General features: G+C 71.5%; 14 protein-coding genes, 1 tRNA gene and 1 pseudogene. 9 read left to right on the top strand and 7 right to left on the bottom strand.

Features of this window, described 5'->3' with window-relative positions:
• The first annotated feature begins 328 nt into the window (after positions 1-328).
• From AMK16_RS04660 to AMK16_RS04650, 3 genes and pseudogenes are all read left to right on the top strand, one after another.
• Positions 329-2,326 carry a sensor histidine kinase gene (locus AMK16_RS04660; protein WP_073908871.1) on the top strand — a complete coding sequence of 666 codons (1,998 nt, stop codon included), beginning with the start codon at positions 329-331 and terminating at the stop codon, positions 2,324-2,326.
• Between the two features lie 35 nt (positions 2,327-2,361).
• Positions 2,362-2,513, top strand: a pseudogene (locus AMK16_RS04655) (roadblock/LC7 domain-containing protein); the annotation flags it as partial.
• A gap of 106 nt (positions 2,514-2,619) precedes the next feature.
• A tRNA-Pro gene (locus tag AMK16_RS04650) sits at positions 2,620-2,693 on the top strand.
• A gap of 450 nt (positions 2,694-3,143) precedes the next feature.
• Here AMK16_RS04650 and AMK16_RS04645 read toward each other — a convergent pair.
• The 7 genes from AMK16_RS04645 to AMK16_RS04615 form a co-directional block, all read right to left on the bottom strand.
• On the bottom strand, positions 3,144-3,929 hold the full coding sequence (locus tag AMK16_RS04645; RefSeq protein WP_073908869.1) for an enoyl-CoA hydratase/isomerase family protein: 786 nt from the start codon (positions 3,927-3,929) through the stop codon (positions 3,144-3,146).
• Entirely contained in the window at positions 3,926-5,173 is a 1,248-nt protein-coding gene (locus tag AMK16_RS04640; RefSeq protein ID WP_073908866.1) for a cytochrome P450, read from the bottom strand. Before AMK16_RS04640 ends, AMK16_RS04645 begins: the two co-directional genes overlap by 4 nt.
• A 119-nt stretch (positions 5,174-5,292) precedes the next feature.
• The gene (locus tag AMK16_RS04635; RefSeq protein ID WP_073908864.1) at positions 5,293-6,681 is read right to left on the bottom strand and encodes a cytochrome P450; all 1,389 of its coding nucleotides are present in this window, start codon (positions 6,679-6,681) and stop codon (positions 5,293-5,295) included.
• A 10-nt stretch (positions 6,682-6,691) separates the two neighbouring features.
• Positions 6,692-7,252, bottom strand: a complete 561-nt coding sequence (locus tag AMK16_RS04630) for a GTP-binding protein (RefSeq protein WP_073908861.1) — start codon at positions 7,250-7,252, stop codon at positions 6,692-6,694.
• 3 nt (positions 7,253-7,255) lie between these two features.
• Positions 7,256-7,657, bottom strand: coding sequence for a DUF742 domain-containing protein (locus tag AMK16_RS04625; RefSeq protein WP_073908858.1), 402 nt, complete (start codon positions 7,655-7,657; stop codon positions 7,256-7,258).
• On the bottom strand, positions 7,650-8,498 hold the full coding sequence (locus tag AMK16_RS04620) for a roadblock/LC7 domain-containing protein (RefSeq protein ID WP_242438585.1): 849 nt from the start codon (positions 8,496-8,498) through the stop codon (positions 7,650-7,652). Before AMK16_RS04620 ends, AMK16_RS04625 begins: the two co-directional genes overlap by 8 nt.
• Positions 8,495-9,682, bottom strand: coding sequence for an ATP-binding protein (locus AMK16_RS04615; protein WP_073908856.1), 1,188 nt, complete (start codon positions 9,680-9,682; stop codon positions 8,495-8,497). The genes AMK16_RS04620 and AMK16_RS04615 overlap by 4 nt, the downstream gene beginning before the upstream one ends.
• 659 nt (positions 9,683-10,341) lie before the next feature.
• On the opposite strand from AMK16_RS04615, the gene AMK16_RS04610 reads away from it, so the two are divergent.
• The 6 genes from AMK16_RS04610 to AMK16_RS04585 all read left to right on the top strand — a co-directional run bounded on the left by AMK16_RS04610 (position 10,342) and on the right by AMK16_RS04585 (position 15,818).
• A complete protein-coding gene (locus tag AMK16_RS04610; protein ID WP_073908853.1) occupies positions 10,342-11,004 on the top strand; it encodes a hydrolase in 663 nt (220 codons plus the stop codon).
• Between the two features lie 4 nt (positions 11,005-11,008).
• Positions 11,009-11,515: a DoxX family membrane protein gene (locus AMK16_RS04605; protein ID WP_073908851.1), complete on the top strand. Its 507-nt coding sequence runs from the start codon at positions 11,009-11,011 to the stop codon at positions 11,513-11,515.
• A 92-nt stretch (positions 11,516-11,607) separates the two neighbouring features.
• Positions 11,608-12,186 carry a Dps family protein gene (locus AMK16_RS04600; protein ID WP_073908848.1) on the top strand — a complete coding sequence of 193 codons (579 nt, stop codon included), beginning with the start codon at positions 11,608-11,610 and terminating at the stop codon, positions 12,184-12,186.
• Positions 12,187-12,227: 41 nt separating this feature from the next.
• The gene (locus tag AMK16_RS04595) at positions 12,228-13,181 is read left to right on the top strand and encodes an alpha/beta hydrolase (RefSeq protein ID WP_073908846.1); all 954 of its coding nucleotides are present in this window, start codon (positions 12,228-12,230) and stop codon (positions 13,179-13,181) included.
• On the top strand, positions 13,178-15,064 hold the full coding sequence (locus AMK16_RS04590; protein WP_073908842.1) for an amidohydrolase: 1,887 nt from the start codon (positions 13,178-13,180) through the stop codon (positions 15,062-15,064). The genes AMK16_RS04595 and AMK16_RS04590 overlap by 4 nt, the downstream gene beginning before the upstream one ends.
• Before the next feature lie 16 nt (positions 15,065-15,080).
• Positions 15,081-15,818, top strand: a complete 738-nt coding sequence (locus tag AMK16_RS04585) for a GPR1/FUN34/YaaH family transporter (RefSeq protein WP_073908839.1) — start codon at positions 15,081-15,083, stop codon at positions 15,816-15,818.
• The last annotated feature ends 34 nt before the right edge of the window (positions 15,819-15,852 follow it).

The raw sequence follows: 15,852 nt of genomic DNA, 5'->3' as shown, positions 1-15,852 counted from the left end.
CTGGGCGGCTCCGGCCCGGCCGGCTCCGGTGAGGCTTCCGACCCGGCCTTCCGACCAGGCCGGCTCCGGCCCGGCGGCCTCCGGTACGTGCGTTCCGGCGGGTGGCGCGTGCCGAGCCCGGGGGCTCGCGCCCGGTCCCTGTCCGCGACTGCGGGGTCCGGCGGATTCGGGCGGCTGTACGAGCGCTCCACCGGGAGCGGGAAGCACCCCCGCGAATTTCCCCAACCGGCCGCCCGGGGCGGGAGGGTGCGGTCTAGCGTGGGTATCCGGTGATCAACACCGGGCCCCGGGATCGCTGGGGGCCGGGTCCCACGTACCGAGGACGCCGATGTCCGGACCCCGCGCCGCCCGCCACGCCCCGTCGAGACACGCCGTCACCGGTCCCGCCCGGCAGATACGGCCCCAGCTGGTCCGCGCCGCCGTACTGCCCACGCTCGCCGCCGGGCTCAGCGGCGCCGCGGCGGTCATCTTCACCCTCCAGCTCGGCGGCGGAGCCGCAGACCGCGACGCCCGGCTCTGGCCCGTGCTCGCCGGCTGCGGCCTCCTCGTCGTCGGGGCCCTCGCCGCCGCCCTCCTCGGAGCCCGGCGCGCGGCCTCGGCCGTCCGGGACCGGTGCGAGGCGCTGCGCCGCTCCAGCGTGCGCGGCCGCCAGGAGCTGCGGACCGCCGCCGACCGGCTGGAGCGCGGCGAGACCCCGCCGCGCGCGGTGCGCGCCGGGCCCTCCGCGCCCCCGCCCGGCGCGGACCCGGCCGGGGTGGACGAATTCTGGCTGCTCTCCCAGGAGTTGCGCGGCGCCCGCGAACAGGCCCACGCGACCCTCGTACGGCTGGCCGGCCCCGCCGCTCCGTCCGACAGCGAACGGAAGATCGAGGTCTTCGTCAACCTCGCCCGCCGGCTCCAGTCCCTGGTCCACCGCGAGATCTCGCTGCTGGACGAACTGGAGGACACGGTGGAGGACCCGGACCTGCTCAAGGAGCTCTTCCAGGTCGACCACCTCGCGACCCGGATCCGCCGCCACGCCGAGAACCTCGCCGTGCTCGGCGGCTCCGCTTCCCGGCGCCAGTGGACCCGGCCCGTCGACTTGAGCGAGGTGCTCCGCTCCTCGGCCGCCGAGGTCGAGCAGTACACCCGCGTCAAGGTCGTGCCGCCGGCCGGAGGCAGCGTCCGGGGCCACGCCGTCGCCGACGTCGTGCACCTGCTGGCCGAACTGGTCGAGAACGCCACGGTGTTCTCCGCTCCCGACACCGACGTGGTGCTTCGGGCGGAGCGGGTCACGGCCGGGATCGCCGTCGAGGTGGAGGACCGCGGGCTGGGCATGTCGGCGGAGGAACAGCGCCGGATGAACGCCCTGCTCGGCGACCCCGACCAGGTCGGCGTCCGGCATCTGCCGGCGGACGGGCGCATCGGCCTGTTCGTGGCGGCCGCGCTGGCCCGGCGGCACGGGATCGCCGTCGAGCTCAAGTCCAACATCTACGGCGGGGTGCTCGCCGTGCTGGTCCTGCCGCAGGAACTGCTCGGCGCCCAGGGGCCGGGCGCCGCCGACGCCGCGGACGGCTCCCGTGCCGCGTCGTGGGGGACGGGGGAGGCGGCGCCGCCGCTGGAGCCGGTACGCGTCACCGCCCCCCGGGCGGCCCCCGGGAGGTGGCCGGGCGCCGCTGCCGCTGCCGGTTCCCCGACCGGGCCCGCAGTCCGGGAGGCGGCCCGTGCGGCGCCGGTGGCCGCGCCGCACGGGGGCGTACCGGCTCCGGTCCCGGTCACACCTGCGCCGGACGCGTCCGTCTTCGGGCCGGCGCCGTTCGCGCCTGCGCCGGATATGTCCGTCTCCACGCCGGTGCCGTTCGCGCCTGCGCCGGATACGTCCGTCTCCACGCCGGTGCCGTTCGCGCCTGTGCCGGATACGTCCGTCTCCACGCCGGTGCCGTTCGCGCCTGCGCCGGATACGTCCGTCTCCACGCCGGTGCCGTTCGCGCCGGTCCAGGTCGCGCCCGTCTTCGCGCCGGGGCCGGTCACGCCGGTGCCCGTCGCGCCCGTCCTCGCGCCGGTGCCGGTCGTGCCTGTTCCGGCCCTGTCCGTGCCGCCCCCGGTCGTGCCGGTCCCGGTCGGGCCGCCGTCGCACGCGTTCGTGCCCGTCCCCGCCGTGCGCTCCGTCCATGACCGGCCTCCGTTGCCCCGCCGCCACGCCCAGCAGCACCTCGCACCACAACTGCGGGACGCGCCCGCTCCCCGGCTCGCGCTCGACGACAGGGAGCAACCCGTGAACGACCCCGGCTTGATGGCCGCCTTCCGACGGGGCTTCGGCCTCGCCCAGTCGGAGAGCCAGGCATGATCCCGACCCCTCACCCCGGCAAGGAGCGCACCCCCATGGGCAGCGGAGCGGCGACGGAGACCAGCTGCCTGCTCTCGGACCTCGACTGGCTGCTCAGCGGCCTCGTCCAGCGCGTGCCGTACACGCGCAGCGCCGTACTGCCACCGCCGACGGCCTCGTGAGCCGCGTCCACGGGATGGACGCCGACGGTCCCCACGGGAACGCCGGCGGCAAAGGTGCGCGCGACCACCCGGTGAAGTGCGGTATTGTTCTCCTGCGCGTTCAACCTGGGGAAACCCCAGGTCAGCGGGCATCGGGACGTGGCGCAGCTTGGTAGCGCACTTGACTGGGGGTCAAGGGGTCGCAGGTTCAAATCCTGTCGTCCCGACTGTGCGGAAACGCAGGTCGGAGGCCGTTCTCTCATCCATGGGAGGGCGGCCTTCCGTGCGTCCGGAGCCCTGGTGGTCGCGGTGTGGTCGCATGCTTCGGCCAGGGCCCGTTGGCGTACGGCCGGCGCTGCTTCGTCCGGACCGCGGTGCCAGTGGCTGGCACCGCCCCCGCTGTGCCGCCTTTTGAGAGCTGGTCCACGAGGTACGGGTACAACCCGGCATCATCCCGCGACCGTACCCATGCTGGGGCCGTTGACCAGGACCTATGCCGAAGTCCAGCTGGAGTACCAGCCGACGCGGCTGCGAGCCCGGCGCGAGGTGCCCGATCCGGTCGTGCGTGGGCAGGTACCTCGCCGCGCGGACTGTGCCCGCCACGCGGACAGGCACCCGGCCGCCCCATGCCGTGGCGGGCCGCGGGCGGCCGGAAGCCCGCGTCGGCCGGGGAGGGGTCAGCCCCTTGCGTGCTGGTGGAGAGTGGCGGCCAGGAGGTGGGAGTCGAGCAGGGAGACGTCTGCCGTCCTGTCCGCCCGTGCGTAGCCGGCCAGCATCCGCTTGGTCAGGACGAGTGCTTCGGGCGAGCGTCGGACGAGGGGCCTGGTCCAGGAATCGACCACCTTGTCCAGCTGGTCGAGCGGGGCGGTCCGGTGGAGCAGGCCGATACGGTGGGCCGTGTCGGCGTCGAAGACGTCGCAGGTGAGCATGAGCTCGCGAATCCTGGAGGTGCCAACCTCGGAGACCAGGCGTCCCATCGCCCCGCCCCACGCCGGCGGCAGCCCTATGCCGACCTCCGGCATGCGAAAGCGGCTGGTGTCGGCGCCGGCGCGCAGATCGCAGAAGGAGGCGAGGGCGAGACCCGCGCCGATGACCCGCCCGTGCAGCCGGGCGATGGTGACCGCGTGGGTGTTCTCCAGGGCCTGGCACAGGCGGTGCGCCTTGTCGGCGATGCGCCGCAGGGCCACGCCGGACGGATCGGCGGCCAATGCCTCCTGGTACTCGCCCCGGTCGGCACCCAGGCAGAAGTCCGTACCGAGGGACGACAGCGTCAGGATCCGGACGTCGGGTCTCTCGTGGAGGTCGTCGAGCAGGGTGGTGAGGTCGTCGAGGACTGCGGCGTCCAGCGTGTCCTCCTGCCCCCAGGGATTGAGGCGGACATGCAGGACGGGACCGTCCTGCTCGGTACGTATCGCCTTGGGAGCGGTCCGGGCGTGTGCGGGGGTGGGGACCGATTCGGTCATGCGAGTGCCACGTCCAGATTCAGCAGGCGCCGGAACGCCACACGGGGCGCCATCGACGGGGGGCGTACGAGGGTGAGGCGGGGAAGGCGCCGGATCAGTCGGCGGAGAAGGGTCTGGGCTTCGAGGCGCGCCAGCGGCGCGCCGAGGCAGTAGTGGATGCCGCCACTGAATGCGAGGTGGCCGGGTGTGCGTTCGGGGTCGAACCGGTCCGCGTGGCTGTGTCTGGCCGGGTCCCGGTGCGCCGCTCCGATCATGAGGTGGACCATCTCGTCGCGGCGGATCTCGATGCCCCCCAGCACGGAGTCCTGCGATGCGACCCTGCTGATCACGTGGGTGGGCGGGTCGTAGCGGAGCGTTTCCTCCACGAACCCGGGTACGAGCCCCGGATTGTCGGCGACCATGTCCCAGCGTTCCGGGCTCTCGACGAGGCGGAGCGTCATCGTCGAGAGGAGGGTCGCGGTGGTTTCCAGGGCGGCCAGCAGGACGAACAACACCAGGAAGTAGACGCCCTCGTCGGCCTTGTCCTGGTCGGGCTCGATCGCGTCCCACGTCCGGATCCACCGGGTGACGGGGTCATCGCCGGGGCGGGAGCGCCGATCACGCACCAGGTCCGTGAAGTACGTGCGGAGTTCGGCCGTGGCCGCGTCGGACAAAGCCAGTTGGCTGGCCGACGGCAGCAGCTCCTGGGTGAAGACCTGATCGTGGGTCAACTGCCGCAGCGTGGGCCAGTCGGCCTGCGGCAGCCCGAGCCAGTCGCCTATGGTGGCCACCGGCAGCTCCTCGCAGACGAGCTCCGAGAAGTCCGCCTCGCCGGTGCGTATTCGCTCCGTGAAGGCGTCGAGGAGCCGATCCGTGGTCCGGTGCACATTGCGGCCGATGCGCTCCACAGTGGCTCGGTCGAACGTGCCCGCCGCCCGTCTCGCCTTGGTGTGGTCCGGGGGGTTGAGAGCGGCGAGCGTGTTGCTCATCTCGCGTGAGGAGGGCGCGTTCCAGCGCGTCCCGGGCCCCTGGCGCTCCCGCCACTCCCGGTCGGGCTCCAGCCATTGACGGGTGCGCAGAACCTGGTCACAGGCGGCGAAGCCGGTCACGGCGAAGCCGCCCCAGGGGGCGGGTACCACCTCGCCCCGTGAGAGGAGTCCGGCGTATATCGGGAAGGGGTCGGCCTGCCCTCCAGCCGTCCGCAGACGGGAGAAGAGGGAGGCGGACGCCCGGCGGTCGTACGACGGAATTGTGGCAACGCCCATGATGGCGGCTCCTTCCTGAGAACCAGCCGCCATGCATACCCACATGATCGTTAGAGCATCCACTACCACTGGGTACTCAGGAAGTTACCAGTGTCACACTTGCTTCACTCGCCCTCGCCTCACTCGCCCCGGGTCCATGCCAGGAAGCGGCTGAACAGTCCTCCCTTGGCCTGCGGCGCGACACCGGCGTTCGTACGCGAGGGTCCGGAGCCGGAGGGCGAGGAGGGCGAGGAGGCGGCTGTCTGCTGCTGGGGCATCTGGCCCGCGCTGGGCCCGGACGGCCCGGATGCCTGGGGGACGGCCCTCGGGGTGAAGCGGATCGGGAGGGTGACCAGCGAGCGGCTCCACGGGCTCGGCGCCCAGGTGAGCGCCTTGAACGGGACGCGCAGCTCGACGTCGAGAAGCTGGTTGAGCAGTGTCTCGACGGCAGTCACGGCGATCATGAAGGCCGGGTCCTTGGCGGGACAGGCGTGCGGGCCCGCGCCGAACGCCAAGTGTGCTTTGGCACTGAGCTGTTCGCGGTGCTCGGTGAGCTTGGGGTCGGTGTTGGCCGCGGCGAAGGAGATGAGGACCGGGTCGTTGGCCCGGACCACCCTGCCGCCGATTTCGACGTCGTGCGTCGGGTAGTGCGCCGCGTAGTTGGCGATCGGCGCGTAGTTCCAGAGGGTCTGGGAGACCGCGTCCTCGACCGGGAGGCCGACCTGCCAGTCCTCACCGAGGTACAGGGCGCTACTGGTGCCGATGGCCGCGGCCAGCGGCGCGGTGCCACCGGAGAGCAGGGTGACCAGCTGGTGCAGCACCTCCTCGTCGCTCAGCTGGGCCGAGTGCTCCATCAGGCGCGTCGTCAGGTCGTCCGTCGGGCGACGCCGCTTGAGGGCGATCAGCTCGGTGAGCGCCCCGCCGAGCACCGCGTCGGCCCCGGGTGTTCCCTCGAAGATGCCGCTGATCCCGGCGATCACGCGGTCGCCGATCTCGGGCGGGCAGCCGAACAGGTCGCTGAAGACCAGCAGGGGAAGCGGCTGGGCGTACTCGGCCATCAGCTCCGCCTGGCCGCGGATGTCGGTACTGAACTGGCTGATCAAGTAGTTGGCGGACTGCTGTGTCTGCCTGATGAGCTGGTGCTCGTTGACCGTGGCGAGACTGTCGGTCACGGCCCGGCGCAGGCGCGCATGTGCCGCACCGTCACTGAAGAGCGCATTGGGGCGGTAACCCATCATGGGCAGGGCCGGGCTGTCGGCCGGGACGCGACCCTCGCCCAGGGCGTTCCAGCGACGGGAGTCGCGCACGAAGGAGGCGGGGTTCTGCAGGACGTACAGAGCGGCGTCGTAGCTCGTGACGAGCTCGACCTGGACGTCGGGGGCGATGTCCACGGGCGCACTGAGACCGAAGTGACGCAGCTGCGCGTAGTGGCTGTCGGGGTCGGCACCGAACGAGGGGCCGTACAGCTGGACGTTCCCGTGCGCGGGGCAGCCGGGGGGTATCTCCTGCGGTTCACGTGGCTGTTGCATTCCTGCGCTCCTAGCCGAGTTGGGACATGAGGTGTTTCACGAGGGTGATGAGGGCCTGCGCCGAGGAGTTCTCGTCCCGTACGTCGCACTCCACGACAGGGGTCTCGGCGGTGAGGTTCAGGGCCTCGCGCACCTCGTCGAGCGGGTAGTGCGTGGTGCCCTCGAAGTGGTTCACGGCGATGGCGTACGTCAAGCCGAAACGTTCGACGAGGTCCAGGACGGGGAAGGACTCGTGCAGTCGCTCCGGGTCGACGAGCACCAGCGCGCCCAGAGCGCCCCGGGAGAGCTCCTCCCACATCTCCTTGAAGCGCTCCTGGCCGGGCGTTCCGAAGAGGTAGAGCACCAGGGTGTCGCTCAGGGTGAGCCGGCCGAAGTCCATGGCGACGGTGGTCGTCGTCTTGTCGGGCGTGCCCGACAGGTCATCGAAGCCCACGCTGGCTTCGGTGATCTCTTCCTCGGTCCGTAGGGGCTCGATCTCGGAGAGACTGCCGATGCAGGTGGTCTTGCCGACCCCGAAGTGCCCCACTATGAGGATCTTCACCGCGTGGGAGACATCTGGATCCAGGTACACGCGTTACGCTCCGAATCGATTCTTCAGGCCCTCGAGCACGGCACTGACCAGTTCTCTGTCGACACGTTCGGCGCGCGGTATCGGTGTCCTCGTGAGGATGAGACCGTCCTCCTCCAACTGCGCCAGCAGGATGCGGACGATGCCCAGGGGCAGGTGCGTATGCCCTGCCACCTCGGCAACGGACAGAAAGCCGTTCGCGACCAGGTCCATGACCTGCGCCGCTTCCGGGGACAGCGTGCGGGCGGCGGCCTGGCCGTTCTCTGCCGCCGTCGGCGCCGCCGTCACGAGCGTCGTGTGCTCGTACTCGTGGTCCGGGGGCAGCGCTCGTCCGTTCGTGATCACGAAGAGGGGGACTAACGGGGACGTCAGTTCCAGCTCTTCATCGTGTTCGAGACCGTCAGACATGGCCTGTCCCCTTCCCCTTCCCGGGTGTCGCCGCCGCGGTCAGTCCGGGAACCACCTCGTGCAGACGCGTGGTGAACTGTTCTATGTCGCAGTCGTGTTCGGCGGAAGCGGCCAGGAAGGCATCGGGGCCGGCCGCCATCAGGAAGATCCAGCCGTGCTGGAACTCGATGACCGTCTGACGCCATCGCGCGTCCTCGGTGACCCCCGCGAACTGGGAGGTGACCCGACTGTAGGCGTGGATGCCCGTCATGGCCGCGGAGACCGTATCCGCGAGGTCGCGGCTCATTTTGCCGGTCGCCCCGCGGGGAAGGCCGTCCGATCCCAGCAGCACCGCGTGGCGGGCGCCCTTGACCTCGGACATCACCTGGTCGAGTGCGCCGAGGACGAATCCCGCGTCACCGGAGCCCTCCTGCCGGGGGGCGCTGCCTCGCGGACCTCCGGCGTCCTCGGCGCTCACCCGCGGCGGCGAGGTGAGGTTGTTGCCCAGCCGGGCGACAAGGCGGTGCATGCGGAAGGAGATCTGCTGCATGTCCACATCGGGCGCGGCCGCGGCGGCGAGGTAGGAGCCCTGCCCTGCCCCGATCAGGAAGATCCAGCCGTGCGAGAACTCGATGACGGTCTGGTTCCACTGCCTGTCCTGCTCCGGGCCGGCGAAGTGGGCCGTCGCCCGGCTGAGCGACTGCATCCCGGCCATGGCCGCGGAGATGGTGCGCACGTCCTTCTCGGTCAGGCCTTCCGTCGCGCCGCGAGGGAGGCCGTCCGCGGACAGCAGGACGGCGTGCCGTGCATGGGGCACGTTGTGCACGATGTCCTCGAGCATCCACGACAGGTCTGCGGTCATGCCTCTTCGGGCCCTTCGAACGAGGTGGCGTCAAGGTTGCGGCCGGAGAGCGTGCCCCGCTGGAAGGCCCCCAGACCGCGCCCGGAAGCGCGGCCCGTCTCCCCCGGGGTCCGGGGCGCCGGCGAGGCGGTGTCGGGATCGGGGACGCTCGCGATGGGCGCCTGGCGTGCGCCGCGCTTGGGCAGACCGTGCATCGTGCGTGACGTCGCGCTCTGGGGCCGGCTCTCGGTGGCGCGCCGGATGTCGCTGACCGGAGCCTCCTGTGCGGGCGCCATCTCCTCCATGGTCCACAGCTCCTCGGGCAAGAGGACGACGGCCCTGACGCCGCCGTACCGGGAGACTCCGGTGACGTCGACCCTGAAACCGTGCTGACGCGCGATCAGGCCGACGACCGGGAAGCCGAACTTCGGCTGGGTCCCGAGCTGCGACAGACGGGGGGCGACTTCTCCGGAGAGCAGCGCGGTCGCCCGCTGCCGCTCTTCGTCGTTCATGCTGACACCGGCGTCGTCGATGACGATGCACAGGTTGTTCTGGACGCGCTGGAACGTCACCTCGATCGGCGCGTCGTGCTGCGAGAAGCTGGCAGCGTTGTCAAGCAGCTCCGCCACGGCGAGGGCGACGGGCGCGACCGCGGACGCCTTCAGGGCGAGACTGGTCTGCTGCATGATGGCGACCCGGTGGAAGTTGCGGATCTGGCCCTGGGCACTGCGCACGACGTCGTAGACGCTGGCGGGCCTGTTGCGACGGCCGAGCGGCGCACCGCACATGACGGCGATGCCCTGAGCCTTGCGCGCCATCTGGGCGTTGGCGTGGTTGACGTCCAGCAGATCGCTGAGGACGGCGTGTCCGCCGTACTTGCGCTGGATGCCGTCCAGAAGGGTCGTCTGCTCGGCCGCGATGCTCTGCAGAAGGCTGGCGGCACCCTTGAGGACGGCCTTGGTGTTCTCCTCCGCTGCTTCCTTGGCTTCGCGGAGCGCGGCGTCCTGCTCGTTGCGGAACCTCTGCAGCTCGGCGCGCGACGCGTGCAGCTGGTTGTCCGCCGTGAGGAGCTGGTGCCTCAGTTCGGCCTCGGTGTGCTGCTTCTTCGCCCCCAGCGCTCTGTTGCGGGCGACGAGTGCCACGACCGCGACAACGGCTGTCGCCGCCACCGCAACCAGGCACCACACAAGTGCGTCTCGATTCATGGAAACCTTTCCGGGCGCATGGCATGCGGACGGCTGCGGATACACCTCGCGGGGCCGCCCCGCGTCACAGCCGATCGGTACGGTTCACCTGCTGTTACGCGGAGAGCATGCCGCCGATCACAAATCAGCATCTGCGGTCAAAATGGATCAAGATCACAGATGCCGGGATGCTATCACCGGATCTTCGCCTCCCCGGACGCCTGCCATGGCGCCGCATTCGCCCAACCCGACTGGCACAGGCGCGGGTTGACAAGGCCTTTCGCCCCCCGCGCCGGCCCTCGGCCGCCGCTCTCGCCACCGATCCGTTAAGCAGTTCTTCACGGAAGGAGTGTCGATCTCTCACATCGGCATGGGGCACCGTCAATCGAACCGAGGGCGGGCCTCGTCGGCGGGCATCGGCGCAGCAGATGTCGGCCATGCGTTTTCGGCATCCTCCGCAGGTGCATGGTGCTGGAGGCGGTTCCCCGCGGTGCGGGGGACTGCCTCGCGCATTCGCGCCCGTGACACTGTGCGGCTCTGGTCCTTGACCGGTTGTGCGCGCTCGTGCCAACCCCTGGGCGCAGGAGGTCAACCCGGTCGGTCGGGTCGCTCATAGCGTGAAGAAGTGCCGAGCCGCGGATGCGGCGGGCACGTTGCCGATTGCTTCGAGAGGACCCCTCATGTTCGACATCAACAAGGTGCAGGCCGCCCCGAGCAAGGATCTGCTCACGCCCGACAACTCGGTCATGCTCTTCGTGGACCACCAGCCGCAGATGTTCTTCGGCACCGGGAGCGGCGATCGCGCCGCGATCATCAACAGCACCGTGGGTCTCGCCAAGGCGGCTCGGGCCTTCGATGTGCCGGCCGTCGTGACCACGGTCGCCGCCGAGTCGTTCTCCGGACCCCTGCTGCCCCAGCTCGCCGAGGTGTTCCCCGAGCACGAGGCCATCGACCGTACGACCATGAACGCCTGGGAGGACGAGGCGCTCGTGGCGGCGGTCAAGGCGACCGGGCGCAGGAAGATCATCCTGTCCGGCCTGTGGACCGAGGTCTGCCTGGTGCTGCCCGCGCTGTCCGCGCTTGAGCAGGGATACGAGGTGTACGTGGTCTCCGATGCCTCCGGCGGCGTCAGCCCGGCCGCCCACGAGCACGCGCTGCAGCGGATGATCGCCGCCGGAGCGGTGCCGGTGACCTGGGTGCAGGTGCTCCTGGAGCTGCAGCGCGACTGGGCGCGCCAGGAGTCGTACGGCGCGGTCATGGAGATCGTCAAGGCCCACGCGGGTGCGTACGGCCTGGGCGTCGTGTACGCGCAGAGCGTCATCGGCGCGCACGCCGCCGGCTGACCCTGTGGACACCGGCATGCTGATCCTGCGTCTGCTGGTGGGACTGCTCGTCGCCGGCCACGGTGTGCAGAAGGTCAGCTCACACTTGGGCGGCAAGGGACTCGAGGGTGGCGCCGAGGAGTTCCGCGCCGACGGTTTCCGCGGCGGTGCCCTCACCGCCCTGGCGGCGGGCGCCGGTCAGATCGGATCGGGCCTGCTGCTCGCCGCCGGCCTGCTGACCCCGCTCGCCGCGACCGGCGCCATCGGGGTCATGACGGTCGCGCTCACCGTGAAATGGCGCCACGGGCTGTGGGTGCAGAACGACGGATACGAGTACCCGCTCGTCCTCATCGGCGCCGCCGCCGCCCTCGCCGCCACCGGCCCCGGCGCCTGGTCCCTCGACGCGGCCCTCGGCCTCGCGCCGTACCCGCTGTGGTGGGCGGCCCCCGCGCTCGTGGCCGGTCTCGCCGGCGGACTCCTCACCCGGCTCGTCCTGCACCGGCCCCCCGCCCCGGCGGTCGCCGACCGCTGAGCGCGAGCCGCACAGACCGGGCCCGGCCGCCCGCGTACCCCCGACCGGGCGGCCGGGCCCTTCCCACCCTCCCTCCCGAACAGGAGCACCCGATGGACACCCTCACGACCCCGCACGGCGGCGGCCAACCGCTGCTGCACCAGAAGGGCGCCGAGACCCAGGCGTTCGGCACGCTCAAGCAGGTGCCGATCGGCCTCGGCCACGACACCCGCATGTACGCCTGCCAACGGCTGAACCGCGTTCTCGCCGACACGCAGATCCTCTACTCCCTCTACAAGAAGCACCACTGGCTCATGCGAGGGGCGACCTTCTACTCGCTCCACCTGATGCTGGACGAGCACGCGGGGGCCCAGCTGGTCATCGTGGACGCGCTGGCCGAGCGGGTCCAGAGCCTCGGCGGCGTCGCCGTCGGGGACCCGCGCCACGTCGCGGAACTGACCGCGATACCCCGGCCGCCGGACGGCGTCGAGCCGGTGCCCGTCATGCTGTCGCGGCTCCTCGACGCGCACGAGCGGATCCTGATCGACGCGCGGGACGCCGCCGCCCGGCTCTCCGAAGAGGGCGACGAGGGCAGCGCCGACCTGCTCGTCTCCGATGTCATCCGCACCGGCGAGGCGCAGGTGTGGTTCCTGGCCGAGCACCTCGTGGACACCCCTCTGGTGCGCGGCTGATGGACGCGCCTTCTCGTACGTCCCCCGAAGGAGAACCCCTCATGAAGAACCGTCCGGTCCTCGAAGCCGCCGCGCAGGCCTTCGCCGACGCCACCGCCCAGCCGCCGTACCTCTACCAGATCCCCGTCGCCGAAGGCCGTAAGGCCGTGGACGGCGTCCAGAGCGGTGAGGGCGTCCCCCTGCCCGAGGTCGACGAGGAGTGGATCACCGTCCACGGCGGCCCGACCGGCGACGTCCGCGCCCGGATCGTCCGCCCCCGCGGCGCCACCGGCCCGCTTCCCGTCATCCTCTACATCCACGGCGCCGGCTGGGTCTTCGGCAACGCCCACACCCACGACCGGCTCGTCCGCGAACTCGCCGCCGGTACCCGGGCGGCCGTGGTGTTCCCCGAGTACGACCTCTCGCCCGAGGCGCGCTACCCCGTCGCGATCGAGCAGAACTACAGCGTCGCCCAGTGGATCGCCCGCGAGGGCCACCACAAGGACCTCGACGGCACGCGGATCGCCGTCGCGGGCGACTCGGTCGGCGGCAACATGAGCGCCGCCCTCACCCTCATGGCCAAGCAGCGCGGCGACGTCCACCTCGTCCAGCAGGTCCTCTTCTACCCGGTCACGGACGCGAGCTTCGACACCGACTCCTACCACCAGTTCGGTGAGGGCTACTTCCTGCGCCGCGACGCCATGAAGTGGTTCTGGGACCAGTACACGACCGACGAGGCCGAGCGGGCCCAGATCACCGCCTCGCCGCTGCGCGCCTCCACCGAGCAGCTCAGCGGCCTGCCGCCGGCCCTGGTCATCACCGCCGAGGCAGACGTCCTGCGCGACGAGGGCGAGGCGTACGCGGCGAAGCTCCGCGCCGCCGACGTCCCCGTCACCGCCCTGCGCGTCCAGGGAGCCATCCACGACTTCGTCATGCTGAACGCACTGCGCGAGACGCAGGCCGCGGAACTCGCCATCGGTCTCGCCACCGACACCCTGCGCAAGGCTCTCGCATGACGGGGCAGTCGACCAGCATGCCGGTGGCGGGCCTGGTCCCCGCCCCGCGCCCGGAGCACGAGCACGCCGACCTCCTCGTCCGCAACGCCAAGGTCTTCACCGGTGATTCCGACGGGCCCGAGGCCCGCGCCGTCGCCATCCGCGACGGCCGGGTCGCGGCCCTCGGCGACGACCACGACCTCGCCCACCTCGTCGGGCCGGGGACCAAGGTCGTCGACGCCCTCGGCCGCCGGGTGATCCCCGGTCTCAACGACTCGCACCTGCACGTCATCCGGGGCGGCCTGAACTACGTCCTGGAGCTGCGCTGGGACGGCGTACGAAGCCTCCGACACGCCCTCGCGATGCTGCGCGAGCAGGCCGGCCGCACCCCGAAGGGGCAGTGGATCCGCGTCGTGGGCGGCTGGACCGCCGAGCAGTTCGCCGAGCGCAGGATGCCGACCGTCGCGGAGCTGAACGCCGCCGCACCCGACACCCCGGTCTTCGTCCTGCACCTGTACCAGTCGGCGCTGATGAACCGGGCCGCGGTGCAGGCAGCCGGATTCACCCGCGACACCCCGGATCCCCGCGGCGGGCAGATCGTCCGGGGCCGGGACGGCGAACCGAGCGGCGTGCTCCTCGCGGCGCCGAGCGCCCTGATCCTGTACTCGACCCTCGCCAAGGCGCCGGCTCTCGACGAAGCCGACAAGCGGACGTCGACGCGCCACTTCCTGCGCGAGCTGAACCGCTTCGGACTGACGTCAGCGGTCGACGCCGCCGGCGGGTTCCAGAACTTCCCCGACAACTACGCCACGGTCGTCGACCTCGCCCGGTCGGGGGAGCTGACCCTCCGGATCGCCTACCACCTCTTTCCGCAGACGGCCGGCCAGGAGCTCGCCGACCTCAAGCGCTGGACCGAGACGGTCAAGCCCGGGGACGGGGACGAGTGGCTCCGGCTCAACGGCGCGGGCGAGAACCTGACCTGGGCCGCCGCCGACTTCGAGAACTTCTCCGAACCACGGCCCGAACTCGCCGCCGGCTACGAGAGCGAGTTCGAGAGCGCCGTCCGGCTCCTCCTGGAGAACGGCTGGGGCTTCCGGCTCCACGCGACCTACGACGAGACGATCCGCCGCGACCTGGCCGTCTTCGAGAAGCTCGCCGCCGAAGGGCTCTTCCCGGGCGGCAACCGCTGGCTCTTCGACCACGCGGAGACGGTCTCGGCCGACAGCCTCGACCGGATCGCGGCCCTCGGCGGCTCCCTCTCCGTCCAGAACCGCATGTCCTTCCAGGGCGCCGCGTTCCTCGACCGCTACGGCGCCGAGGCCGCCGCCCACACCCCGCCGGTCCGGGCCATGCTCGACCGGGGCCTGACCGTCGCCGCCGGAACCGACGCCACCCGCGTCTCCTCGTACAACCCCTGGGTCGCGCTCCACTGGCTGGTCACCGGGCGCACCGTCGGCGGCACGGCCCTCTACCCGGCCGGCAACCTGATCGACCGGGCGACCGCCCTCGGCCTCTACACCCGCGGCGGGGCGGAGCTCACCGGCGAACAGGACGTCAAGGGCGTGCTGCGAGAGGGGTGTTACGGCGACCTGGCGATCCTGTCGGACGACTACCTCACCGTGCCCGAGGCCGTCATCCCCGACATCGAGTCCGTCCTCACCGTGGTCGGCGGCCGCATCGTCTACGCGACCGCCGAGTACGAGGGCCTCGACGAGGCAGTCCCGCCGGTGAGCCCTGAGTGGAGCCCGGTGGCCCACTTCGGCGGCTACCGGAGCGGTGCGCAACAGGCGGTGTCCGTGGCCGAGGCCGTCGCCGAGTCCGAGCAGCACCGCCGCTGGCGCGTCGCCCGCGGCTCCGTCCCCGACACGACGCCGTCCTTCGTCGACCCCTGCTTCGAGCACTGAAAGAGGGATCCACCCGATGTCCGAAGCCTCTCCCGCCGCAGCCGGCGGCGACACCCCGGCGACCTCGCCGGACGCGCCCCCGGGACGCCGTTTCGAACCGGACCTCCGGTCGATGACACGGATCAACCTGCGCCCCATCGCCTCACCCATGCCGCTCGGCTTCTTCACGATAGCCATCGCCTCCGTGATGACGGGCTGCCTCCAGCTCGGGCTCTTCGACGAGGCGGCCCGCGCCGCCGTCGCCTTCACCGTGCTTCCTGCCTTCGTCCTCCAGCTCATGGTGAGTTTCCTGGCCTTCGGCGCGCGTGACGTGATCGCGGCGACGCTGATGGCGGTCTTCGCCGGCAGCTGGCTGCCCTACTCGCTCATCATGCTCAGCGGCGCGGCCGACGGCCTTCAGGTCCTCGGCGTGTTCAACCTGGCGCTCCTCTGCTTCGGGGCCCTGATGGCCGCCGTGACCCGGCCCAAGCGCGCGCTGTGGCTCGTCCTCGCGGTCTCCCTACCCCGCTGGGCGGCCACCGGCCTCGGGGGCGTCACCGGCGCCCAATGGCTGACACGCACGTCCGGTGCGCTCGGCCTCGTGGTGGCGCTGGTCGCGATGTACACGGCGTTCGCCCTGATGCTCGAGGACATGCGCAGCGAGCAGGTCCTGCCCATCGGCCGCAGCGGCCCCGCCCACCTCGCCGTGGAAGGCGACCTGGCCGTCCAGCTCCGCAACCTGGAGCGCCAGGCGGGCGTACGCCGCACGCTCTGACCGTGCCCACCCACCCCGTCACACCACGACCGCA

Origin of the sequence: Streptomyces sp. CB00455, from assembly GCF_001905445.1 — a bacterium.
Lineage (GTDB): Bacteria > Actinomycetota > Actinomycetes > Streptomycetales > Streptomycetaceae > Streptomyces.
This window is presented reverse-complemented; position numbering and strand designations above follow the sequence as displayed.